The 24,119-nt window shown below is 38.7% G+C and carries 22 protein-coding genes; 6 read left to right on the top strand and 16 right to left on the bottom strand.

What is annotated here, in order from left to right; all coding sequences use genetic code 11:
* Positions 1-85: 85 nt before the first annotated feature.
* Together BM179_RS08220 and BM179_RS08215 are read right to left on the bottom strand one after the other, a co-directional pair.
* On the bottom strand, positions 86-1,669 hold the full coding sequence (locus tag BM179_RS08220; RefSeq protein ID WP_092015124.1) for a DHA2 family efflux MFS transporter permease subunit: 1,584 nt from the start codon (positions 1,667-1,669) through the stop codon (positions 86-88).
* Between the two features lie 72 nt (positions 1,670-1,741).
* Positions 1,742-2,782 (bottom strand): HlyD family secretion protein, encoded by a 1,041-nt coding sequence (locus BM179_RS08215; protein ID WP_092015121.1) that lies wholly within the window; start codon positions 2,780-2,782, stop codon positions 1,742-1,744.
* Positions 2,783-3,082: 300 nt separating this feature from the next.
* Here BM179_RS08215 and BM179_RS08210 point away from each other — a divergent pair, with 300 nt between their 5' ends.
* Positions 3,083-3,649, top strand: coding sequence for a MarR family winged helix-turn-helix transcriptional regulator (locus BM179_RS08210; protein ID WP_143095180.1), 567 nt, complete (start codon positions 3,083-3,085; stop codon positions 3,647-3,649).
* A 68-nt stretch (positions 3,650-3,717) separates the two neighbouring features.
* Here the strand turns inward: BM179_RS08210 and BM179_RS08205 are convergent, their stop codons facing one another.
* The 5 genes from BM179_RS08205 to alaS form a co-directional block, all read right to left on the bottom strand.
* The gene (locus BM179_RS08205) at positions 3,718-5,151 is read right to left on the bottom strand and encodes an ATP-dependent DNA helicase (protein WP_092015115.1); all 1,434 of its coding nucleotides are present in this window, start codon (positions 5,149-5,151) and stop codon (positions 3,718-3,720) included.
* 52 nt (positions 5,152-5,203) lie between these two features.
* Positions 5,204-5,800 (bottom strand): aminotransferase class IV, encoded by a 597-nt coding sequence (locus tag BM179_RS08200; protein WP_092015112.1) that lies wholly within the window; start codon positions 5,798-5,800, stop codon positions 5,204-5,206.
* 50 nt (positions 5,801-5,850) lie between these two features.
* Complete coding sequence (locus tag BM179_RS08195) at positions 5,851-6,849, bottom strand: aminodeoxychorismate synthase component I (protein WP_229632923.1); 999 nt, start codon at positions 6,847-6,849, stop codon at positions 5,851-5,853.
* Complete coding sequence (locus tag BM179_RS08190) at positions 6,846-7,322, bottom strand: c-type cytochrome (protein WP_092015109.1); 477 nt, start codon at positions 7,320-7,322, stop codon at positions 6,846-6,848. The genes BM179_RS08195 and BM179_RS08190 overlap by 4 nt, the downstream gene beginning before the upstream one ends.
* Positions 7,323-7,445: 123 nt before the next feature.
* Positions 7,446-10,094 carry an alanine--tRNA ligase gene (gene alaS, locus BM179_RS08185; protein WP_092016136.1) on the bottom strand — a complete coding sequence of 883 codons (2,649 nt, stop codon included), beginning with the start codon at positions 10,092-10,094 and terminating at the stop codon, positions 7,446-7,448.
* 144 nt (positions 10,095-10,238) lie between these two features.
* Here alaS and BM179_RS08180 point away from each other — a divergent pair, with 144 nt between their 5' ends.
* Positions 10,239-10,649 (top strand): MerR family transcriptional regulator, encoded by a 411-nt coding sequence (locus BM179_RS08180; protein ID WP_092015106.1) that lies wholly within the window; start codon positions 10,239-10,241, stop codon positions 10,647-10,649.
* A gap of 170 nt (positions 10,650-10,819) precedes the next feature.
* A complete protein-coding gene (gene dprA / locus BM179_RS08175; protein ID WP_092015103.1) occupies positions 10,820-11,941 on the top strand; it encodes a DNA-processing protein DprA in 1,122 nt (373 codons plus the stop codon).
* Between the two features lie 66 nt (positions 11,942-12,007).
* Here the strand turns inward: dprA and pyrE are convergent, their stop codons facing one another.
* Positions 12,008-12,646, bottom strand: a complete 639-nt coding sequence (gene pyrE / locus BM179_RS08170) for an orotate phosphoribosyltransferase (protein WP_310586931.1) — start codon at positions 12,644-12,646, stop codon at positions 12,008-12,010.
* 193 nt (positions 12,647-12,839) lie between these two features.
* On the opposite strand from pyrE, the gene BM179_RS08165 reads away from it, so the two are divergent.
* Positions 12,840-13,523 (top strand): NUDIX hydrolase, encoded by a 684-nt coding sequence (locus BM179_RS08165; protein WP_092015099.1) that lies wholly within the window; start codon positions 12,840-12,842, stop codon positions 13,521-13,523.
* Positions 13,524-13,582: 59 nt separating this feature from the next.
* On the opposite strand, the gene coaD is transcribed toward BM179_RS08165, so the two are convergent.
* From coaD to BM179_RS08145, 4 genes are all read right to left on the bottom strand, one after another.
* Positions 13,583-14,041, bottom strand: coding sequence for a pantetheine-phosphate adenylyltransferase (coaD, locus tag BM179_RS08160; RefSeq protein WP_092015097.1), 459 nt, complete (start codon positions 14,039-14,041; stop codon positions 13,583-13,585).
* Positions 14,042-14,055: 14 nt separating this feature from the next.
* Positions 14,056-14,910: a DUF3822 family protein gene (locus tag BM179_RS08155; RefSeq protein ID WP_177219335.1), complete on the bottom strand. Its 855-nt coding sequence runs from the start codon at positions 14,908-14,910 to the stop codon at positions 14,056-14,058.
* Positions 14,911-15,032: 122 nt separating this feature from the next.
* Positions 15,033-15,527, bottom strand: coding sequence for an NUDIX domain-containing protein (locus BM179_RS08150; protein ID WP_092015091.1), 495 nt, complete (start codon positions 15,525-15,527; stop codon positions 15,033-15,035).
* A gap of 50 nt (positions 15,528-15,577) precedes the next feature.
* Positions 15,578-16,030, bottom strand: coding sequence for a DinB family protein (locus BM179_RS08145; RefSeq protein WP_092015088.1), 453 nt, complete (start codon positions 16,028-16,030; stop codon positions 15,578-15,580).
* A gap of 185 nt (positions 16,031-16,215) precedes the next feature.
* Between BM179_RS08145 and BM179_RS08140 the strand changes: the two genes are divergently transcribed.
* Positions 16,216-17,835 (top strand): ABC-F family ATP-binding cassette domain-containing protein, encoded by a 1,620-nt coding sequence (locus tag BM179_RS08140; protein WP_092015084.1) that lies wholly within the window; start codon positions 16,216-16,218, stop codon positions 17,833-17,835.
* Between the two features lie 39 nt (positions 17,836-17,874).
* Here the strand turns inward: BM179_RS08140 and BM179_RS08135 are convergent, their stop codons facing one another.
* Positions 17,875-19,260, bottom strand: a complete 1,386-nt coding sequence (locus BM179_RS08135) for a Gfo/Idh/MocA family protein (RefSeq protein ID WP_092015081.1) — start codon at positions 19,258-19,260, stop codon at positions 17,875-17,877.
* A gap of 299 nt (positions 19,261-19,559) precedes the next feature.
* Here BM179_RS08135 and BM179_RS08130 point away from each other — a divergent pair, with 299 nt between their 5' ends.
* The gene (locus BM179_RS08130; RefSeq protein WP_092015078.1) at positions 19,560-20,582 is read left to right on the top strand and encodes an SPASM domain-containing protein; all 1,023 of its coding nucleotides are present in this window, start codon (positions 19,560-19,562) and stop codon (positions 20,580-20,582) included.
* 50 nt (positions 20,583-20,632) lie between these two features.
* Here BM179_RS08130 and BM179_RS08125 read toward each other — a convergent pair whose 3' ends face one another.
* From BM179_RS08125 to BM179_RS25235, 3 genes are all read right to left on the bottom strand, one after another.
* A complete protein-coding gene (locus BM179_RS08125; RefSeq protein ID WP_092015075.1) occupies positions 20,633-22,819 on the bottom strand; it encodes a S9 family peptidase in 2,187 nt (728 codons plus the stop codon).
* A gap of 310 nt (positions 22,820-23,129) precedes the next feature.
* The gene (locus BM179_RS08115) at positions 23,130-23,873 is read right to left on the bottom strand and encodes a hypothetical protein (RefSeq protein ID WP_092015066.1); all 744 of its coding nucleotides are present in this window, start codon (positions 23,871-23,873) and stop codon (positions 23,130-23,132) included.
* 2 nt (positions 23,874-23,875) lie between these two features.
* The coding region (locus tag BM179_RS25235) for a hypothetical protein (RefSeq protein WP_177219334.1) at positions 23,876-24,119 on the bottom strand (244 nt) is incomplete at its 5' end.

Here is a 24,119-nt window from a genome sequence, read left to right as displayed (position 1 = left end):
GGTTAAAATTTCCCAAAAACTTATCGTTTTATTAAAATGTTTCCTGGAGAAATTTGACTGATTTTATATCGGAACCGCGAGTCTGTTAATGACTTTCTGCGGCTGCTTTGGCTACTGCTTTTGCTTCTTCGGCTGAAACTTTTTTACCTTTCAGCAAAAAGAGGAAGGGCAGAACGAATACGAAAAAGATTGAAACCAATCTGAAAGTATCAAGATAAGCGAGGTAATATGCCTGCTTATTAACTGCCATTTCAATTTGCATATAAGCCTTTGTGGTAGCTGTATAAGCGTCTCCCGTAAGGTTAATCATGTTCCTTGCTGCATTTGATACTCTTTCGTTAAACAAAGGATTTTCCTGCACCATATTTGCCATCAGATCCGAACGGTGCTGTGCAGCACGGTTGGTGGTAAAGTTATTGGCGAGTGCAATCCCGAAAGCCCCACCCAGCTGACGGATCATGTTTGTCAAAGCAATACCTGTCGGATATTCACTTGGCTTAAGACCGGCCACTGCCTGATTAATGAGCGGCATCTGAAGCATTGCAACTCCTATGATCCTCATTAACTGCATCGGAAAGAAATCCCATCTTCCCATATCTGTTGTGGCTGTTGCACTGTAAAATCCGAAGAAGATAAAGAACAAAATACCAATAGTCATGTACGGAATAGGAGAATCTCCTTTCGACATCCTTTTTCCCATGAGTGGAAAAAGTACGACCCCGGCCAATGTCGGGAAAAGTAATGAAAGCCCGGTTTCATAAGGTGTAAATCCATTGATACGTTGTACCAATACCGGATAAACGAAGACCGAAGTAAACAAACCAAACCCTGCAACCAGTGTAAAAATGGTTGAAACAGCAAAAACTTTGTGATTAAAGATTTTCAGGTTTACAACCGGGTGGTCTGTTGTTAATTCTCTCCAGATAAAGCCTATAAGTCCTATCGCGGCCAAAAGACTGACGGTTACAATCTGACGGGATTGAAACCAATCTTCAGATTCACCTTTTTCAAGTACATACTGTAAAGAACCAATCCCCAGCGTGAGAAGAAAAATACCTGTATAATCTATGGTTATGAGGTGCTTTTTCTGTCCTTCCCCTTCCTTTTTATCAATAAAGACTATGGTCAGAATACTTGCTAAGATACAAATCGGAATGTTTACGAAGAATATTTGCTGCCAGGTAAAGTTATCAACGATGTACCCACCAATTACAGGTCCGAGTGTTGGTCCTAAAATAATCCCCATCCCAAACAGCCCGGAAGCCATTGGTCTGTCCTGTGGTGTAAAAGCATCAAATAAAATGGCCTGAGAAGTAGAAAGAAGCGCTCCACCTCCGATACCCTGGATAAATCTCCAGAATACCAGCTCCCATAATCCATGAGAGGCACCGCAGAAATATGAAGCGATACCAAAGAGAATCATAGAGGTCAGATAATATGTTTTTCTACCGAAATATTCTCCCAGAAATCCCGTCATTGGGATGATAATTACGTTTGCGATGGCATAAGAAGTAATTACCCAGGCGATGTCCTCAATTGTTGCTCCTAAAGAACCAGCCATTTGGTTTAGGGCAACGTTCACGATGGTCGTATCCAACAGCTCCATTATCGCCGCTGTGATCGTCGTGAGAACGATTATAAATTTTGCGAAACCTTTTACCGATGACATAATCTTTGCGTTTAAAGTTTAAATGAACAGTTGTAAAGACAGAGATATTCTGCTTTATGGCTGACTCTTAAACTATTTTTTCAGTTCTACAGAAACTTCTAATGAAAGTCCGGCTCTGAGAATGTCAAGGTGTTTCTGGAAGTCAATAATCTCTATTTTAACCGGAACACGCTGTGTTACTTTCACAAAGTTACCCGAAGCATTATCCGGAGGAAGTAATGAAGATTTTGCACCTGTTGCTTCTGCAATTGAGGCAATTTTTCCTTCCAGTTTAATTTCAGGATAAGCATCCAGTTTCAATTCAGCTACGTCTCCGATTTTAAGATGCTCAACCTGCGTTTCTTTAAAGTTGGCAATAACCCAGAATGTAGAATCTTTCACAATGGTCATCAGCGGTTGACTTGCCTGAATGAACTGACCTACCTCTACGTTCTTACGTCCGATTTTGCCAGAAGCCGGAGCATATACCTTTGCATATGAAAGTTTTAGTTTCTGCTGATCAATTTTAACCTTTTTGATGGTCAGTGAAGCTTCTGCTTTATGAAGGATTGAAGTCAGGATTGGCAAACGGGATTTTGAAGCAGTCAGGTCACTTACACCTGCCTCATATTGTGCAGCAAGTACCTCATAAGCAGATTTTGTATCATCAGATTGTTTGCGTGTAATAGCATGGTCTGCTACTAAAGCTGCATCACGATCAGCATCTTTTTTGGCTTTATCTCTTCTTAAAATACTGGCTTTAAGATTCGCTTCGTTTGAACGGATTACCAATTGAAGGTTTTGAATATTTGCTTTAGCATTTTCAACGTCAGTCTGAGCCTGCACTAAATCAGCTTCCATTTCATCTAACGCTAATTTTGCCTCGTCTGTATCAATTTCAACGAGTAACTGATCCTTTTGAACATTGTCGTAATCTTTAACACTTACGCTTTTTACATAACCAGCCATACGTGGAAGTACCGGTACGAAATAGGTTTCAACCTGAGCGTTGTCTGTATCTTCGTGCGTTTGAGCGTATTTATATTTTGAATAACCTAAAAATGCTCCTGCAACCAGAACAACAACCAGAATAACTTTTGGTAAATACTTTTTGATTGGACTTTGATTTTCCATGTTTGTTTGATTTTGTGAATGTTGAGCGATGACGGTATGTTTTTAAACTAATTAAAGAGAAAAACTAAAGAATTTTGGTTTGAGAGTTTCGCTCAGTTTCGCTCATCAATTCATGCTATTGATTAGATAGTAAACTTGATTGACGGTACAAATGTAAACTAAGTTGACTAAAAAAGTCAAGTAAGTTGACAATTATTTTTTTTTGTATTAATTTTGGCAAAAAAATAAATAGATACTTAGAAAATAATTATTGATTACTGGTAGGAGAATGTTTAAATTAAATGTGAAATAAATCCTAAATTGCTCATTCAATTACCAATAAATGCACATAGAAAAGCCATGACAGAAGATTTGAAGCAGAAACTAATGGAATTTAAATCGCATAGAAATAAATTGATGGGCCGACTTTTGAATAAATCTTACAGATATATGTCGGAGTTAGCCAATGAATATTTATCCTCATTGGGATATGACGGATTTAAGGTCGGGCATTTGATTTTATTGGTAAATCTTGATCTGGATGGTACAACTAATAATGAATTAGCCAAAAGAGCTAATGTTACCAAGCAGGCCATGAGTAAAATGGTTAAGGAATTGGTGGAATATGGTTTTATAGAGACAGCAAAACATCCGAAAGATGCACGGGCAACCATTGTTACACTTACGCAGGCAGGTGGGCAGTTTATTTTAGACTGGAAAGGATGTTCCTTATATATAGATAAGAAAATCGGGGAAATATTAGGACAGGAGAAGCTGTCGGTTCTGAAAGATATCCTTGAGGAATTGGTTACAGAAGTAGAAGCACAGGGAAATAATCGTCCTAAATTTGCAAATGATATGCAGATGGTTGTGAAAGGAAATAGCTGAAATTCTTTTATCAGGCATAAAACTCCCTGAAACTGAGTTTAATGAGAGTTTTATGCTTTCCTGAATCATTAATCAAAGAAATCCTGGTGAAAATTCAATAAAAAAACCTCATGGGTAGCACGGGTAATTGCTGTGTAAAGCCATCTGATAAAATCTTCATTAATCATTTCATCGGTAAGATAACCCTGGTCAATAAATACAGCATTCCATTGTCCACCCTGAGACTTGTGGCAAGTCAGCGCGTAAGCAAACTTTATTTGCAAAGCATTCAGATAAGGATCTTTTCTTATTTCCTCATTCCGTTCTTTTTTACTGGTTATATGGGCATAGTCCTGTACAACAGACTCATAGAGTAATTTGTTGTCTTCTTTAGACATGGCCGGAGAATTTGAATAAAGTGTATCCAGTAAAACCTTAGCTTCTATTTCAGGATGTTCTTCATAATCCAGCAAACGCAGAGATAGTGTTGCAAACCTGAAACCATGCATTTCCTCAATGCCTCTTAATTTCATTACTTCCACAAAATCCCCGTTGGCCAGAAATCCTGCCGGAGAATCCTCATCCAGCCAGTGATAATTGTTTCTCACAATCATCAATAAATCTCCCGTAGATAATTCATCTTCCTGAAAGAAAATTCTCTGACGGATATATCGGTTATACTGTACTGCGGTTTTATTGGAGCGGGTTAGAATAATGGTATTTTCCCTGGTAAATTTCCGGTAAGCATAAGTTAAACCGTCTTCCAGTTTTTCACTGGTCATTTTATAAAAATCTCGAAAACCCTTTGTGTTGAAACTGATAGCAGGTTTTTCAACTTTGAGCAGGGAACGAAGATTGGTAGCATTAAAGAGAATCCCCGAAGCTGAATCCTGACGCATAACCTCCGTCAATTCCTGCTCCAGACAAGCAATATGAAACTGACCTTCCATGTAATCCCGCTCCAGCGCGGGCGACATCAATTTCCCGACCGGAGGAAGCTGGGCGGTATCTCCGACAAAAATGATTTTATTACCTGTATGTCCGCTTTCAGGATGAGTGAAAGCAAATTCCATCAGATCGGTCAGTAATCCTGCTGTGCCAAATTCGGCATCATCAGAAATCATTGAAGCCTCATCAACGATAAAAATGGTATTGGTTGCGTAGTTATTCTGACGTTGAAATTCCAGGTTTCCGGTATATTGATTGGCAACCTGTCTGTAAATCTTTTTATGAATGGTCTGGGCTTTTTTCCTGGAATAATTGCTCATTACCTTAGCGGCCCGTCCGGTAGGTGCCAAAAGAATTGATTTGTAACCAAATTTTGGCAGAACCTTAATGATTGAACTGATAACAGTTGTTTTTCCCGTTCCTGCATAACCTTTCAGGAGAAAACAAATAGGTCCGAAATCATCATCATTCAACAAAAAATCATCCATTTTTTTGAATAACTCAACCTGACTGTCTGTTGGTTCAAATGGAAATTTTTGCCGGAGGAGGAATGAGGGAGTTGGTTGTTCTGACATATCGCAAAAATAAAGAAAATAGCCAGAAGAATCACAAATTACTATTGCCGGCTTAGTAAATGATTCCCTTGCAATCAATTGAATTTTCAGGGTCTAATTCCCGGAAAGTATTAATCAGACAGACCTTTTTGTATTTCTTAAGGTCTGAAATCTTTATTTCATTTTCCGTAATCAGTTTCTGGTCAAGCAGTTGCTGCCTCCGGGTTCCTTTAAGCAACGGACTGGAGGGAGTAATCCAGGATTTTCCATTCCAGAATGCAAGATTGGCGATGGTACAATCAGTAAGCAAGCCATTTTGCGCAATCAGGATTTCGTCTGCTTCGGGGTGGAGTGTCAACAGGTCAGAAAATTCTTTGCGGTCTGCCCATTTGTAGTGATAAGAAATATGAGGAGCTTCAACAACTTTAAGTTTTTTAACGTCTTTATATTGGTATGGCGTAAAACTTACTTCTTCAATCCGCTCATCATAAATTACCCTGCATCGGAAAAGCCCTTGTTTGAATTGGGAGGGAATCCCTATAATCTTTTCCAGGTGAATTTCTGTTATTACTTCAAATAGTTCCTCTCTTGCCCTGTTGAATCTGGCAGAGTGGTAGGCTATGTTCAGCATTTTCCCGTCACTTACCTGTATTGTTTCAAGAAGTTTCATAACGTATGAGAGTGTTTGTTTTAATCTGATTTCTGATCCCGGGGCTTAATTTAAAAAGATAAATAAACTTTATCAATCATTTCCTGATATTCAGACTGTTCGTCTGAAAATACGGTAATACCGCCTCCACTTTTAAAAATGAGACCATCTTTTGTTTTTTCAATGAATCGTATCATCACAGAACTATCAAGATTTTCTCCGTCAAAAATCCCGAAAACACCTGTATAGAATCCCCGGTTATAACCTTCTGCTTCTCTGATAATTTCAATTGTCTGAGGTTTAGGAGCTCCTGTGATAGATCCTGCGGGAAGCATCCTGAATAAAAGCGTACCGAGCTGATGATGATAGTTTTTCGGTAAAATTCCGCATATTTCAGAGCTTACCTGTAACAAATCTCCGTCGTTGGTAGTAATTCTGTCAATATATCTGAAACGTTCAACCCATACTTTTTCGGCAACCATGCTGATATCATTCCGGATCAAATCTACGATTGTGGTATGTTCGGCCAGTTCCTTTTTATTTTTCAGAATCTCTTCTTCGGCATTCGGAATGTTGGCAGAGATGGTACCTTTCATGGGATGAGAAGAAATAATCCCGTTTTGAATACCGACGAAAGTTTCAGGAGAAAATAAGACAAACTGATCCTGAAAATAAAGTTTATATTTCGCCTGACTTCTTTCAAAAATTTCGAGTAAACTCATCTCAGTTTCTACAGGAGTAGGCTGAGTGAGGTTAATCAGAAAGCTGTCTCCTCTTTGTAAATGGTGCTTTACCGTTCCGAATGCCTGGTGATAAGCCTCGAAACTAATCGGAAATTTTTTGAGAGAAGTATCGTGAAGATATTGGTTAGCTTCGGAAGAATAATTAGTCGTATCGTTAATTTTGAAAAAAATATTCTTCTTTTCCAGTTCTTCAAAGGTGAATACCTCCGGATGATTCATCCCGTAATCAATGATGAAAATGAATGGTGTTCTTTGTGAACCCAAGGCATTCATTTTCTCACAGGCCTTTAATGCCTCCGGGGTTAATATTTGTTTTTTGTAATTCAAGGATATAGTTCGATGTAAGCTAAAATGGCTTTAATGTCCTCCTTCTTATAATTTGGAAAGGCTGGCATTTCAGCACGATTAAAATTTTCAAATAGTTTTAATGCATACTTGTCTCTTTTTTTTAAGACTTTTGATGGATTCTGAATCCAATTAACAATCCACCTGAAAGATTTTCTGGAACTAATACCTTTAAGACCAGGTCCGACCAAAGCTTCCGAAGAACATTGATGGCATGGTGCACATGATTCTTTAAATAAAATCATTCCCCTTTGTTCCAATACGGAAATTTGCGTAATGTCTGTATGAGGTTCCGTTTCGCTTTGAACGCCGCAATAAAAGGAGTAATTAGGTTCTTGTATAAATTGCTCTCCCGGAGTTAGTAAAATAATAATTACGATAGAAAAACCAAGACACATCAAACCTAATATTGCCAGAATGGCTTTACTGAGTTGATTAATTGAGCGGTTTTTCATAAGATTTCAGAAATTAATAAGACCAATAAATACGAAGTGAAGACTAAGATATTTATTGGTCTGAAATTTATTAAAAGAAGAAAATACTTCTTTCAAAGAAACTTAATTTAATGGGCTTTAATCTTACGCTACAAAACTTTTACCTTTTTCAAGTGCTTTTGATAAACCTGAAACATCTGAACCTCCTGCTGTAGCAAAGAATGGCTGTCCGCCGCCACCGCCTTTTACCTCTTTTGCCATCTCTCTGATAATTTGTCCGGCATTTAATCCTTTTTCTGCAACAAGGTTATCTGCAATCATAACCGCTAACTGTGGTTTTCCGGCAATTTCAGCTACTAATACACAATATAAATCCCCGATTTTTGCTTTCAGTTCATAAGCCAGTTGCTTCAAAGCATCTGCCGAAGGCACCTCTACAATTTCTGCAATAACGTTAACCGTACCTACAGAAACAATTTTAGTCAGAAGTCTTTCTTTTACCTCCTGTAATTTTTCCTGTTCAAACACTTCGATTTTCTTAGCCAGTGCATTTTTCTCTTCAATCAATGAGGAAACAGCTTTAACAAGGTCTTTTGGTGATTTCAGCAAATCATTCAAAGAATTGACAATTGATAACTGCTCATTGATTAACGCAAGGGCTTTTTCTGAAGTAACCGCCTCAATACGACGGACACCCGTTGCTACCGAACTTTCAGAAATAATTTTGAATAAACCGATATGACCCGTTGAAGGAACATGAGTTCCTCCGCAAAGTTCAACAGAGAAATTCTTGTCGAAAGTTATTACCCGGACAAAATCACCGTATTTTTCACCAAAAAGTGCCATAGCTCCACGGGTAGTAGCTTCTGCGATCGGCACATTTCTTTCTTCCAGTAAACTGATGTTTTCACGGATTTTCTGATTGACAATGTCCTCAACCTTTGCAATTTCCTCATCTGTAACTTTTTGGAAATGAGAGAAATCAAAACGAAGTAATTCATTGTTTACCAAAGACCCTTTCTGGTTCACATGAGCACCCAGAACCTGTTTTAAGGCTGCCTGCATCAAGTGTGTTGACGAGTGATTGTTATTGGTTAAATTTCTGCGGGAAAGGTCAATTCTGGCCTTTGCAGAAATCTGAGAACCATTTTCAGCTACCAGTTTTTCAAAGTTTTTATCTGAGGTCAGATGAACAATCAGATCATTCTCTTTTTTAGTATCCTCTATTTTAATAACCGTGTTTCCGATTGTTAAAGTTCCGGTATCCCCAACCTGTCCTCCGGATTCGGCATAGAATGGAGTTCTGTCAAGCACAATTTTATATTGCGTTCCTTGTTTATTCTGAACTTTCTGGAATTTTACAAGTTGTGAGGTCGTTTCAAATTCGTCATATCCGACAAACTCGACTTTTTCAAAATCTTCGTCCAGAATCACCCAATCTTCCGCAGAAGTGGTGGCGTCCTTGCGTGAACGCTCTTTTTGCGCCTGAAGCGCAGCTTTATAACCCTCCTCATCGATTGACAAACCGTTTTCACGGGCAATCAGAGCAGTTAAATCTACCGGAAAGCCAAAAGTATCATTCAACTCAAACACGGCATCTCCTTTGATGACAGTTGATTGCTGACTTTTGGTTTCAGCGATAATTTTGTCTAAAAGAGTCAGACCATTTTCAAGTGTTCTCAAAAAAGAGTTTTCTTCTTCCAGAATTACTTTTGCCACAAAGTCCTGCTGTGCTTTCAATTCGGGAAAGACTTCCGCAAACTGATCAGCCAGTAAAGGAATAATGCTGTGCATGAAAGGTTCTCTGAATCCCAGGTAAGTATAGCCATAACGTACGGCACGGCGTAAAATCCGGCGAATTACATAACCAGCTTTGTTATTTGAAGGAAGCTGACCATCTGCAATAACAAAGGCAATAGCACGGATGTGATCGGCAATAACCCTGAGAGCGATATCAGACCATTTATCCTGTCCGTAAACTTTACCACATTTATTACCGACAAAACCAATAGTATGCTGGAAAACGTCAGTATCGTAATTAGACTGTTTGCCCTGAACAGCCATACAAAGACGCTCAAAGCCCATTCCGGTATCAACATGTCTGGAAGGAAGCGGCACGAGAGATCCGTCAGCCATGCGTTCGAATTGCATGAAAACGTTATTCCAGATTTCAACTACCTGAGGATGATCATTATTGACTAATTCTTTTCCTGATTTCAGCGCTACTTCAGCTTCATCACGTAAGTCAATATGGATTTCAGAGCATGGACCGCAAGGACCAGTCTCACCCATTTCCCAGAAATTATCTTTTTTATTTCCTAAAATAATACGTTCTTCTCCAACAATGGCTTTCCAGATATCCCATGCTTCCTGATCGAAAGGCACGCCGTCTTTGTCATCACCCTGAAATACCGAAACGTAGATTCTGTCTTTCGGTAATTTGTAAACTTCCGTGAGCAGTTCCCATGACCAGCTCAATGCTTCTTTTTTGAAATAATCGCCAAACGACCAGTTTCCCAGCATTTCAAACATGGTATGATGGTAAGTATCAAAACCCACATCCTCCAGGTCATTGTGTTTTCCGGAAACTCTTAAACATTTTTGGGTATCAGCAATTCTTTTTGACGGGGGAGTACCATTTCCCAGAAAGAAATCTTTAAACTGAGCCATCCCCGAATTGTTGAACATCAAAGTAGGGTCATTTTTGGCCACTAATGGAGCAGAAGGTACAATTAAATGTTCTTTTGATTTAAAAAAGTCTAAAAATTGTTGACGTATTTCTTTGGAAGTCATCATGAATTAATTTCGGATTTGCGACTCAGTCATTGCTGTTTCGGATTTTGTTTTTAATTTCGATGTAAGGGATTGCTTTTATTTAAGTAGTTCCTGACAGAAATTTCGCAAATTTACAGAAAAAAGTAGCTTAATTGTTACACGATGAGACAAATCGTGCATCAGCCCAATATGGAACTGACCAAAAGATATTATTCGATTTCAGAAGTAGCTGAAATGTTTGAAATGAATATTTCAAAATTACGTTTTTGGGAAGAACAGTTCCCTTCATTAAAACCTAAGCGTGATCGTGCAGGTGACAGGAAATATACTTCGGCAGATATTGATCATGTGAAATTACTGGTAAATCTGATTGATACTCAGGGGTATACCATTGAAGGGGCGAAGCGGGCTATCAGAACAAAAGAGTATAAAAAACCGCAGAATGCTGAAGTAATTAAGACACTGGAAGATCTGAAAGACTTTCTGGTATTTTTGAGAAAAGGACTTGATAATGAAAATGAATCAGATTCAGAAGAGTCAAATCCCGATAATTTTCTGCCGGAAGAAGAGTAAAATCAGCTACAGATATCAGCCATTCTTTTTTTAATTTTCAGAAAATAAATTGAAAATTTTGATGAAAATCAATCGAAAATGCTCGATTCATTAGATAAAATTAAGAGTTCATTCGTTATTTTCCAGTCAGCTAGACATTTCGGGGTGTAAATTTTATCTTTGTTTTCTTTATGGAAACTACGGAAAAAAAACTACACCAGATCGCTTTAACCCTCATCCCCAAAATCGGTGATGTTCTGGTCCGGCAATTAATCAGTTATTGCGGATCGGCAGAACAGGTTTTCAAAACCCCCAAAGGTAAGCTTCTTAAAATACCTCATATCGGAAACATTCTGGCCGATAGTCTTCAGAATAAGTCTGTGCTGGAGAAGGCCCGGAAAATATTGCAGCAGGCTGATGATTCGGGAACGAAACTTCTTTTCTATACAGACCCTGAATATCCCGCACGTCTGAAACAATTGTATGATGCGCCTGTATTGCTTTTTTACCGGGGAAATGCTGATTTGAACAAGCAGCGTGTGGTTGCTGTTGTTGGTACACGTCAGTCAACGGAATACGGAAAACAGATTACGGAGCAGCTTGTCTCAGAATTGAAACAATATAATGCCCTGATCGTTAGCGGACTGGCTTACGGGATAGACATTGTTGCACATCGGGCATCCCTGAGAAGTCAGGTTGAAACCATTGGCGTTATGGCCAGTGGTATTGATATTGTGTATCCGAAAAGCCATAAATCAGTGGCGAAACAAATGATAAATTACGGAGGATTGCTGACGGAGCATACTTTTGGAACAGAACCGGATCAACGTTTTTTCCCGCAAAGAAACAGGATTATCGCAGGGATGTCAGACGCGGTTATTGTGGTGGAGGCAGCTTCGAAAGGAGGAGCATTGATTACCGCAGAATTTGCCAATAATTACCACCGGGAAGTTTTTGCGGTACCGGGGCCTCTTGGAAAACCTTCCTCTGAAGGCTGTAACCGGTTAATCCGCAATAATAAGGCACAGATTTTTACCGGAACAAGCGACTTTATTGATTCAATGAACTGGAACTTTTCGGCTCCGGATCAGCATATTGAACTCCACCCGAAAGAGCTTGACTTAACAGGTTTTACTGAAAATGAAAGTCAGGTAATTTTCCTGTTAAGACAACACAGGGAAATGCAGATAGATGAAATGGCCTGGAAAACCCAGATTTATATGGGGCAATTAGCTTCTTTGCTCCTTAATCTTGAATTTCAGGGCATAGTGAGATCATTGCCCGGCAAGAAATACTCACTGGTATATTTGTGAAATTTCCGGGATTTTATGCTTTTTATATATGAAAAAGCCCCGGAATAGCTCCGGGGCTTCTCGATATCAGGCATTCCAGTTTGCCGGATCATTACGCCATTCCTGTAAAGTAATGAGTTGGCTTTCAGAAATATAATTGTTTTTTACAGCCTCTGAAATTAAAGTGTTATAATCGCTCAGAGTATAAAAATCAACGCCTTTGCTTGCAAAATTCTGTTTGGCGATATCAAAGCCATAAGTGAAAATAGCAATCATCCCCAATACTTCTACGCCAGCTTCGCGAAGCGCATCAGCGGCTTTTAATGAACTACCTCCGGTAGATACTAAGTCTTCAATCAATACAACCTTCTGACCCGGTTTAACCTGACCTTCAATCTGATTACCCATGCCATGTTTTTTGGGTTCAGGACGAACATAGCAGAAAGGTAAATCAAGGAAGTCAGCCACCAAAGCCCCCTGAGCAATCCCGGCAGTAGCAACACCTGCAATTACTTCAGTTTCAGGCCAATAAGCCTTCACAGCAGCAGAAATAGCATCTTTTACATAGGTTCTTACGCTAGGATAGGACAGAGAAACACGATTGTCGCAATAAATTGGAGAATTCCAGCCGGATGCCCATTTAAACGGTTTGTCTGGATTAAGGCGAATAGCTTTGATTTCAAGTAGCATTGAAGCTACATTCTGTGCAATGGTGGTTTGTTCCATAAATTGAGTTTGAAGGGTTAAATATCGAAAGAGCATTCGATATTTGTCATGTTCAAATGCAAAATTAAAAAGTCTGGCTTATCTTTTAAGACAAAATCTTAATTTTGCGAAACATTATTCTTAACATTGTTATTTTTAAGGTGTAATTACGACAAGTCAGATCTTTTATTCCAAGGAGAACATTTACAAATCAATGATAATTTTTATTAATGACCGCCCCATCAAAATTGTGGGTGAAAAAAAAGCAAAGCAGATCCAGGCAGATGTGGAATATGACCGCCTGATTGATGCTCAACTTGAAGTAATTAAGCCGGAAAGTTTGTCAGGGCATGTCTTACTGCTGAATGTTACTAACCCGACTATCGAAAGACTTTTCAGAATTTTAGAAGAAAATCCATTGTCTCACTTACAGTCGATTGTACTGTTTTCTAAAAATCCGGAAGAAACCAAAGCATTTATAAAGGGACTTTATCAGGTAATCAAAGCAGGGGGAGGAGTTGTAAGAAATGTAAAGGGAGAACTTTTGCTGATGTACCGTTATAAAAAATGGGATTTGCCTAAAGGAAAACTGGAAAGGAATGAAAAGCCCAAAGACGGCGCGGTAAGAGAAGTAGAAGAGGAATGTAATGTAAGGGTAGCATTGGGCAAAAAAATATGTACAACTTATCATACTTACACCCAGAAGAGTGAAAGAATTCTCAAACAAACCAAATGGTATGAGATGGATTTGCTGGATGATTCGAAAATGAAACCGCAGATAGAGGAAAATATCGAAAAATTGTCCTGGATGGAAAGAAAAGAAATCAGAGTAGCTATGTTAAACTCTTATACTTCAATCAGATATGTTCTTGAAACTTATTATGAAGCGGAGGACTAACATAAAAAAAGCACAAGTTCTATAACCGGGCTTGTGCTTTTTTTATGGACAGAAATCTGTTACTCGTGAATGTTGTAAGGAATAAATTCGTCAATTTTTGTTCCGTATTTGTGAAGATCTCTGACAATAGTTGAGCTGATCGGAGCCAGATGCGGAGAGGTAATCAGAAATATTGTCTCTAACCCTTCCACAAGATGTCTGTTTACCTGAGAAATAGAGTTTTCATACTCAAAATCTGTGGTATTTCTCAAACCTCTCAGCAGAAACCCAGCGCCCATATCTCTGGCCACATTGGCTGTCAGATCATTATAAGTTACTACTTTAACAGGTTTTCCTTCGAAAGTGGCTTCAATCCACTCCGTCATTTTTTCTAAAGAGAAATACCTTGTTTTATTGGCATTGTGTCCGATACCTACGATTATTTCATCGAATAGGGACAGGGCTCTCAGGACAATATCTTCATGACCTTTGGTGAAAGGATCGAAAGAACCAGGGAAAAAGGCGATTTTTTTGGCCATTTTTAAGATAATTACTAGAGGTATAAATTGATAAAACGATGTGCCGGGATTTCCTGAAAGCGCAAAGTCTCGCCCGGAATACCTCCAATCTGAATTTTAGGTAAATATTTAGTCAGAAGGTTGAACTCTTCAGATTCATCACTGACTTCCCCGAATAGTTTGACAAGAATTTCATCAGGTTCAATCCGGATTTCATTCATGACAAAAAGAACGTAATAAACGAGGTCCCGGGCATTTTCATAAGAAAAACGATTACAAAATTTCAAATTTCCTTCATGGCTGACTACCATCGTAACCGTTTTTTCTTCCAGATAGAGAAAAGCCGTTTGTTCTGCTCCGTAAGCCAGTGCAAAACGAATCATCTGGCTGCTTTGATGAGAAAATTGTACATCCATCAAAGGATATGTTTCTGAAAACCAGTTATACAATTCCCTTTCTGAACTATAAACATTGATAACTTCATGCTCCGGGATCAGATCCTGATGAATTTCTTCATCTTTTCCGATGGTCATTCCCTTGGCTAACTGCAAATACCTTAATGCGTATTCTTTTCTGAAAATGTCAGCAGGAATTAGTGTAAATGATTGGTTGTTAATAGTGATTTTAACACTTTTCCACTTGTTTGACTTTAAAAAATCGTGTTCTGAATAAATGAGTTTCAGGCTTTCAAATGCACTAAGCTCTTCTCCCGGAACCTGTAAATGGAAGTCTTCCAACCATATATACTCATTACTTAAATGGTCAATAACCCAAAAACGGAAACGGCTTTCAGTGATTTCCTGGCAAATATTATATTGAGCGATTGACTCGATATCAAAGGCAGGATTGCTGATTTTCAGTTGTGGAGCTATGGTAATGATGTTTTCCAAAATTGTTTTAAAGTACGTGAATAGTATGTTAAGGTTTGTAAAATTATAAATTTATTGAAAAATAAAGCCAGTAGCTCAATATAATCTAGTTAAAGGAGCGCTTTCCAGGGAATTTTATTGGATTATTGATGATTTTGACCAAGAAAATTATCCAGATGGCTGAACTCCTCAAAACTATTCACCAGTGAAAATATTCTATGCAGATTTTGCGCTTTTATGGCTTTGATTTCTTTCCAGGTCATCCATCGTATCTCTTCGATAATCTGATTTTTCATTTCCGGGTCATACCCTCTGACCATGTCGTTGTTTAAACAGTTTACCTGAAAAAATAACTCAATGGCATGGAGCGGAGGTCCCAGAAATTCGTTGACAAAAAGCAGTTTCCCAACCTCTATTTCCAGGTTGGTTTCTTCTTTAAATTCCCGGATTAATGCCTCATGAGCTGTTTCTCCAAATTGTAAACCTCCGCCCGGAGGACTCCAGAAATCTTCGTTTTCGACTACTCCTGAATGGCGGATCATTAGAATCCTGTCATTGCTGAGACAAATTCCGCAAACCCTGAGCCGCAGTTTCCGGCCGTAAAGTTGCCGGACTTCATTTTCAGCAGATTCTTTCATTTGTTGACTCAATGGATTTAAAAGGAATAAACAGTTGAGAAACTAAATAATTATGCTTTGAGTTTCAGGATGGTAAAAAGGTGATGCGCTTCATGCAAAAGGAAAAAGTCGCACCAGGCTCTGATAGTCATATCTCCATAAACCGGATGTGATCCGCTATGTAATTCCTCTTCTTCTGATAAAGCACTGATCCGCTGGATCATACTGATTCTGGAAATTTTTAATTCCTGTAAGATTTCTTCAAAATCCTTTTTTGTCCATTCGGTAAAACCATCGTCCAGGGTTGCATCATATCTTTCAAAAAGAGGTTTTTCTCCTTGCAGCACCAATTCGATTCTTTCCAGAAAAATTTCCTGGTACCTTCCGAGGTGGCAGATGTTTTCTAAAATTGACCATTTACCTGATTCGGGCCGGGTGCTGATTTTTTCTGATGATACATTTTCCAGCAAAGAATCAAGAACTAAATGCTGAAATTGAAGCCGGGAAAGAATTACAGGGGTCATAATTAAAATTTAATGATTTTTTTGTGATTAAACGAATCAGCTGCGTGACTATGTGGCTGCAATGTAGTAAATTTGCACTTTATTTAGAAATGCAATAGAAACGTACCCGAAAGAAGTTCAGGTCGTTCCATCAGAGAAAGTAAATGGCAAAATTACCTTACTGATGAAATCCGAAATTAAAAATAATGCTCAACGTATCTAATGTTTCACTCCGTTTCGGCAAACGGGTCCTTTTTGAAGAAGTTAATATCAAGTTTGTTGAAGGTAACTGTTACGGCTTAATCGGGGCAAACGGAGCCGGAAAATCTACTTTTCTTAAAATATTGTCAGGAGAATTGGAATCGCAGACTGGTTCAGTAAGCATGAATCCGGGTGAGCGTATGTCAATTCTGAAGCAGAACCACTTTGAATATGAAGAAGTGCCTGTTTTACAGACGGTTATTATGGGAAATAAGCGCCTTTTTGATATTATGATCGAAAAAGATGCGATTTATGCCAAAGAAGATTTTACAGAAGAGGATGGAAACCGTGCCGCAGATCTGGAAGCTGAATTTGCTGAAATGAATGGCTGGGAAGCTGAGTCTGAAGCCGGCGCATTCCTGAGTGGTTTGGGTATCAAAGAAGATCAGCACTATTCTTTATTGAAAGAACTGAATGGTGCGGATAAAGTAAAAGTACTTTTAGCACAGGCATTATTCGGAAACCCTGATATTTTGTTATTGGATGAACCAACCAACAACCTTGACATTGATTCAATTATGTGGTTGGAAGGATTCCTTCAGAACTTTAAAAATACTGTAATTGTAGTTTCTCACGACCGTCACTTCCTGGACAACGTGTGTACACACATTGCGGATTTGGATTTTGGTAAAATTCAATTGTACGGTGGTACTTATACTTTCTGGTATGAATCATCTCAGTTAGCTGCCCGCCAAAGATCTGATCAGAATAAGAAAACGGAAGAAAAACGTAAAGAACTCGAAGAATTTATCAGACGTTTCTCTGCTAACGTGGCTAAGTCTAAACAGGCTACTGCCCGTCAGAAAATGCTTGATAAGCTTCAGGTGGACGATATTAAACCTTCTTCTCGTAAATATCCTTTCATCAATTTCAAACCTGAAAGAGAGGCCGGAGATCAGTTGCTGACAGTTGAAAACCTTTCTGCTAAAGCGGAAGATGGTTCTTATCTTTTTAAAGACGTTTCTTTCACCCTTAATAAAGGCGATAAAGTTGCGTTTTTCAGCCAGGGTGGTTTGGCTGTAACTGCAATGTTTGATATCCTTATGGGAGAACGTAAGGCTGACGGCGGTGATTTCAAATGGGGAATTACCACAACACAGACTTACCTGCCAAATGATAATACAAAGTATTTTACAGACGGAGCTCTGAATCTGGTTGACTGGCTTCGTCAGTATTCTACTGAAAAAGACGAAAGTTTCATCCGCGGATTCCTCGGAAGAATGCTTTTCTCAGGAGATGAAGCGCTTAAGAAATGTACAGTAATCTCCGGAGGAGAAAAACAACGTTGTATGTTCTCAAGAATGATGCTTTCTGGTGCTAATGTTTGTGTATTTGATGAACCGACTAACCACCTTGACCTTGAATCTATTACGGCCCTGAACAACGGGATGGTAGATTTTTCAGGAACGGTTTTGTTTACTTGTCATGATCACCAGCTTACTCAGACTGTTGCGACAAGAATTATCGAATTAGCTCCGAAAGGATACCTCGATAAGTTAATGACTTACGATGATTATATTTCAGATGCAAGAGTAAAAGAGCAGAAGAAAGAGTTATACGGATAGAGCAAAGAAAAGAGAGGCTGAAAAGCCTCTCTTTTTTATTTATGAAGGTAATACTTTCATTTTTATCGGATCCCAGTTCACTGGTCTTTGTAATTGGGCACTGAGATTGCAGGCTAATGATGGCGCTGCAGCACGCAGACCGAAAGTGGCATCCTCAAATACGGCTTTTCCGGTTCTTATTGACTCAAAGAAATTGATAAAATGGTCTAATCTGTCATCATAACCATCCGGAGCCTGGAATTTGATTTCCGGATCTTTCTGCCACAATTTATCCTCGGCCGAATAAAGTTCGTTATAAGCTTTCATGAGTTCATCCTGTTGAGCTTTAGGGAAACTTTCCACAGAATCATACCCGCCGATCCCCGGCGCTTTAGGCCTTTTGAAATGTCTTACGGTAAAACCTGTCCAGCCCATTTCGATAACACCTTCTGTTCCGACATATCTTGTTGAATTAATTCCACCGCTGGCGTCAGATTGATTTACCCTCGTTACAAATTGAAAAGCAGGATGTTTGGCCGTTTTAGGATATTGCATGATTCCGGTTATCAGGTCATAGGCATCTCTGCCATCTTTCCAGTAATTTAAGGCAGCCAGAGAGTATATTTTATTTGGCCCGATAGCACCTGTTACGCTATGAAGTCCAGTGACATTGTGTACAAATAGATCACCTGCTAAACCTGTTCCATAATCCTTGTAATTTCTCCATCTGAAGAATCTGTTGGCATCAAAAGGTACTTTAGGAGCATCGCCAAGGTATCTGTCCCAGTCTACTGTTTGGGGAGAAGCATCATTCGGAATGGTATATTGCCAGGCTCCTTTGGCATCAGACCGGTCTCTGAAAACTTCCACATAGGTTAAATCTCCGATAATTCCCTGTTCGAAATACTTCCGAGCTTCTGCTGTAGCTACAGAGCTGGCTGTCTGGCTTCCTACCTGAAAAACCTTTCCGGTTTTCTTTTGGGTATCAATTACAGCCTGTCCTTCCTCGATGTGATGAACCATCGGTTTTTCACAATACACGTGTTTCCCGGCATTCATGGCATCAATTGAAATTTTGTCGTGCCAATGATCTGAAGTACAGACCAACACGGCATCTATATCTTTTCTGAGAAGAATTTCTCTGTAATCACGGGTTGTAAAAATGTTGTTCCCCCATTTTTCTTTGGCACGAATCAATCTTCCGTCATATAAATCGCAAACTGCCACCAATTCTACTCCTGGTACTTTGAGTGCTGTTCCCAGATCATAATGGCCGATTATACCGGCACCGATGAGTGCAATGCGAACGGTATCATTTGCGGTAATTTTTGCTTCCGATTGTAAAATAAATGTTTTTCCATAGGATTCAGCAATACTGGCACCACCTATCATTAAGGCAGAACTACCACTCAGTTTTTTAATAAAATCACGTCTTGAGTTATTCATAGTTTTTCAGGTTAATAAAGTTTCAACTTAAAAATAAAAGTAAATAAAGAGATTTGAATAATGACTTGTCCTGATTATATGAAATGTTTGGAGTAACTTTAACGTTGTTAGGGGTGTCAGAGTACGGGAAATGAGACATGGGCCGTGGAAAATGAGGCACAAAAAAAGATTGAAGAGAGAGACCTGTTAATATCGTGGAGGTTAATTAATTTCATTAGGATTTGTCTGAATTTTATCCAAAAACAAAATTGCGCTTCTAAAGTCTGACTTCTTGCGATTAATATCTTATTAGACAACGTATGAATAGTAATATCAGTGATGGGCTGAATTTTCTTAGTAAGCTTACCTTCAGAAGGGCCTGGAATGCTGTGAAAGTAATTTCCGGCTTTTATTCTTCCAAGGTTTCACAAAAGCCCTCTCAATGGGGTTTGCCCATGAGTATTTCTTTTGAACCAACTACTTCCTGTAACCTGCGATGTCCGGAGTGTCCGAGTGGTTTACGCTCATTTACACGCCCTACAGGTATGCTGGAAGGGGATTTATTCAAAAGAACAATTGATGAACTTTCAGATACCTTATTATACCTTATTTTCTATTTTCAGGGAGAGCCCTATTTACATCCACAGTTTCTGGACCTGGTTGGATATGCTTCGAAAAAGGGAATTTATACTGCCACATCAACCAATGCTCATTATCTGACAGATGCCCAGGCAAAAAAAACCGTGGAATCAGGTCTGGACAGACTTATTATTTCGATTGACGGGACGACACAGGAAGTGTACGAACAATACAGAGTAGGGGGTAAGCTGAACAAAGTGATTGAGGGTACAAAAAATATTCTTAAATGGAAAAAAGAGCTTAAATCGAGTACCCCTCATGTGATTTTCCAGTTTCTGGTCGTAAAACCTAACGAACATCAGATTGAGGAAGTAAAACAACTGGCGAAAGAATTGGGCGTAGATGAAGTAGGCTTGAAAACAGCTCAGATTTATGATTATGAAGAGGGTTCTGAACTGATTCCGACGATTGATAAATATTCGAGGTATTCTCAGAAAAGTGACGGGACTTTTAAAATCAAAAACAAACTGGTAGATCATTGCTGGAAAATGTGGCATTCCTGTGTAATTACCTGGGACGGGCTGGTGGTTCCCTGTTGTTTTGATAAAGATGCGCACCACAGGTTGGGAGATATGAAGAACCAGACTTTTACAGAACTCTGGCAGGGAGAAGCTTACCGGCAGTTCAGACAAACTCTGATAAAATCCCGTTCGGATATAGAAATGTGTAAAAACTGTACAGAGGGAACTCAGGTTTGGGCCTGAGTAAAGGTGCTGGTTTCCCAACACCTTTTTAGAATAATTAGTCTTTCTGCTTATCTTGCACCCGGAGGGCAGTTTTGTTTCAGATAATTGGTAAATAAAGTAGCCAGGTGTAAGTCAGTACCTTCTCCTTCACTGATACTGTGTGTTCTGTTAGGATAAGGCATTACCTGAAATTGTTTGTTATATTTAATGAGTTCATTAATGAGCATTTCCGCATTTTGATAATGAACGTTATCGTCTCCGGTTCCATGGATATACAGCAATTTTCCCTGTAGATTTTTGGCATAAGTAATAGGGGAACCCTTTACAAAATCTTCAGGGTTTTCCTGTGGAACTCCCATATATCTTTCCTGGTAAATATTGTCGTAGGTAAGCTGATTGGCAACCGCAGCAACTGCAATACCGACTTTATAAATTTCAGGATATTGGAAAAGCAGGTTTAAGGTCGTAGAGCCACCGCCGCTCCAGCCCCATACCGCTACTCTTGACGAATCAATATAAGCTCGTTTTAAAAGCTGTTTAGCAGCCATAGCCTGATCTCTGATATTGACTTGCCCGATTTTTCGATAAATTGATTTCCGCCATTCTCTTCCTTTCGGAGAAGGAGTTCCTCTTCCATCTAATGAGACATAGATGTAGCCTTCTTTAGCCATATCACCTATATAAAGGCTATTTACGCCGTAACCATAACTATCTTTTACGGTAGCACCGGCAGGTTCGGTATATACATGGAATACGATCGGATATTTTTTGGTAGAATCAAAATCAAAAGGCTTTACCATCCAGCCGTCCATGGTAACATTATCTTCAGTGGTTACCTGAAAGAACTCGATATTACGTCTGGCTGGCTTGATTCTGGCTAATCTGGCTTTAATACTCTCATTTTCATTCAATGGTTTATGATCCGGCAGAGAAATCTGTTCAGAAGAAGGGCTGTAAAGGCTGCTGCTGAAACTGTGCTGAGCATATTTCCCATTAGAAGAAATATTGTAATTATGAGTACCTAGTTGATCTATCGAAGAAAGGCGTTCAGCTTTTCCGTTACCATCGAGTGTTGTTTTGTAAAGATATTGCTGCGTCGCATTTTCCGGAGATGCTGTAAAATAGAGGTTATTTCCCTCTTCATCAAAACCAAGAAAGCTGATTACATCATATGCACCTGTCGTCAGAAGAGTTTCTTTCCCGTCTTTCCCAATTTTGAAGAGATGTTTCCATCCGTCTTTTTCCGAAGACCAGATGAAATCTTTACCATTTTTCAACCAATCCCAGCCAATGGCATCATCCCCGCGATTATTTACATCCACCCAGGCTTTATCTGTTTCTGTATAAAAAGCTTTGGCTTCTCCGGAAGCGGCGTTACATAAAAACAATTTGGTTTCGTTCTGTTTGCGCGGAAGTTGCTGAACAACTAATTCTGAAGAATTGGCAGCCCATTCCATTTTCGGAATATAATTGTTGGCAGGATCTCCCGGAATTTTCATCCAGACACTTTTTGCCGTTGCGATGTTCACTACAGCAATCCTGCAGGCAGAAGGTTTCTGGCCAACTTTCGGGTATTCTACCGGAATGATTTTAGAATAGATAGAATCTGTATTGTTTATCATGTAGAAATCCTTGATTGTATTGGCATCAATCTGCCAGTAGGCGATGGATTTACTATCAGGACTCCATCTGAAGCCGTCTTTGCAGCTGAATTCTTCCTCGTAAGCCCAGTCGAAAGTACCATTTATCAATTTGGTTGTACCATTGCTGGTAAGCGCTTTTACCTGATTCGCTGAAAGGTCTTCCACGTAGATATTATGCTTGCAGACGTAGGCAGCTTTTTGCCCGTTTGGAGAAAATTTGGCAAACATCAGAGATGACTCAGGGAAAGATTTACCAATTTGCTTCAGTTCTTTTGTAACTAAATTCAGCACCCAGTAATCACCTCTGGTGTGATATCTCCAAACCTTTTTGGTATTAGTAAAAATCATGACTTTCTGATTGTCTTCGGAAAAGTCATAACTCCGAATGGAGAGAGGGTTTTTAGCACCTTTAGGGGTAAGCAGTTCAGAAGAGGCAACAACTTTTTTTTGCTTGTCAGGTAAGGTTACTCTGACAATTTCACCTTTTTCCAGATTGGTGTATGAACTGGAATTTTTATCCCATTGAATTTTTTGTGCCAATGACTTAAAAGTACTCAGGAATAGTAGTAGAGCTGCAATGGTTAAATTGCATAATAGTCTCAGTTTTTTCATAAAGATTTTTAGTTGAAAATGTATGGCAAAATAACCCTTTTTATAATAATTGACAATAGCAGGAGGATGAATGATGCTGGCTCAAACTGATTTTTTGGGGGAATTGAAAATTATACTCATTGGCAGTTATAAAGCAATAGCAAAAAAAGTTTTGAGTCAAGGCGAGCAAATTCTTACCTGTTTGTTGTTCACGGAAGATATTTTCGATGTTGTTTACGTTTTGCTCATTTATACGGACACAGATGAGGGGGGGGAACATTGATCTGCCAAAAAGAAAAGCAAGCCTTCCGACCTGCTTTATTATATATAGCTATTCTACATCTGTTTTCTTTATCCAGCCTTCGATGGTTTTCGAGCCGTAGTATCGGATTTTTAGCCAACTTATGCCTTTTACTAACTTTTCTTCTAATATTTCTACTTCGTCGCCTTCAATTAGATACATTTTTGTTAATGTAAACGAATCATCAAGAATGAACCTTTTTTGAAATCTGATTTTCTTAAAACTTTCAAAAGCAATTTTTTTATAAAAATCTAAGACATATTTAGGTGGCGAAAGTATGCGATTGTAATTGACAATTGCTGATGGAGCCCCACCATCCCAAACATAGAAGTGATTCAATTCCTTAGGAGTTATATAGTAGTCATAATTAAGACGAGAAATATTATCTCGAACTTTTAGCCATTGATTATGGACAATATCCGTACTATCATAATAGAGAACATAAAAAATTTCTGATTTTGTTGTTTCCTCTAAATAAAATGGGCGATCAAAATCAACAGAATCTAAAGGTATTTTTTCTTTATATGCTTTGTTATAAAATTTATTATAGTTGAAAATAGGAGTTCTAGGTATACAATATAAACTATTCGGTTTTAAATAGTTTTGAGTAGTATCTTTATTAACCCAATATATTTGATTCTTATTATAAACCCAATAATCAGGATCACAACATTCCATTTTCCAAATTCCCTGTAAATATTGACGTATAGTTGGAATCTGCCCCTTAGTTGATATGCTTAGAGTTATACTCAGCAATAGATATATTCTCTTCATAATTATTTTAATATTTTAATTGCATGATCAAAAATTTCTTTTCTTTTATCATCATCTAAAGCAGCTTTATTTATTGCTAGAGTAATCTTTTTAAATTCCTTAAGCGTGCATCCTTCCCCTATACTGTCAGCCTTTGAATTAATGTTTTCTTTTTGCCAATACCACATACCAGAGATTGCATCAATAGTTTTATCCTCTCCAATCAAATCAGAATTATCTACTACATCTTTAAAATCATCGGGTGTG

Origin of the sequence: Pseudarcicella hirudinis (assembly GCF_900115665.1) — a bacterium.
GTDB lineage: Bacteria > Bacteroidota > Bacteroidia > Cytophagales > Spirosomataceae > Pseudarcicella > Pseudarcicella hirudinis.
This window is presented reverse-complemented; position numbering and strand designations above follow the sequence as displayed.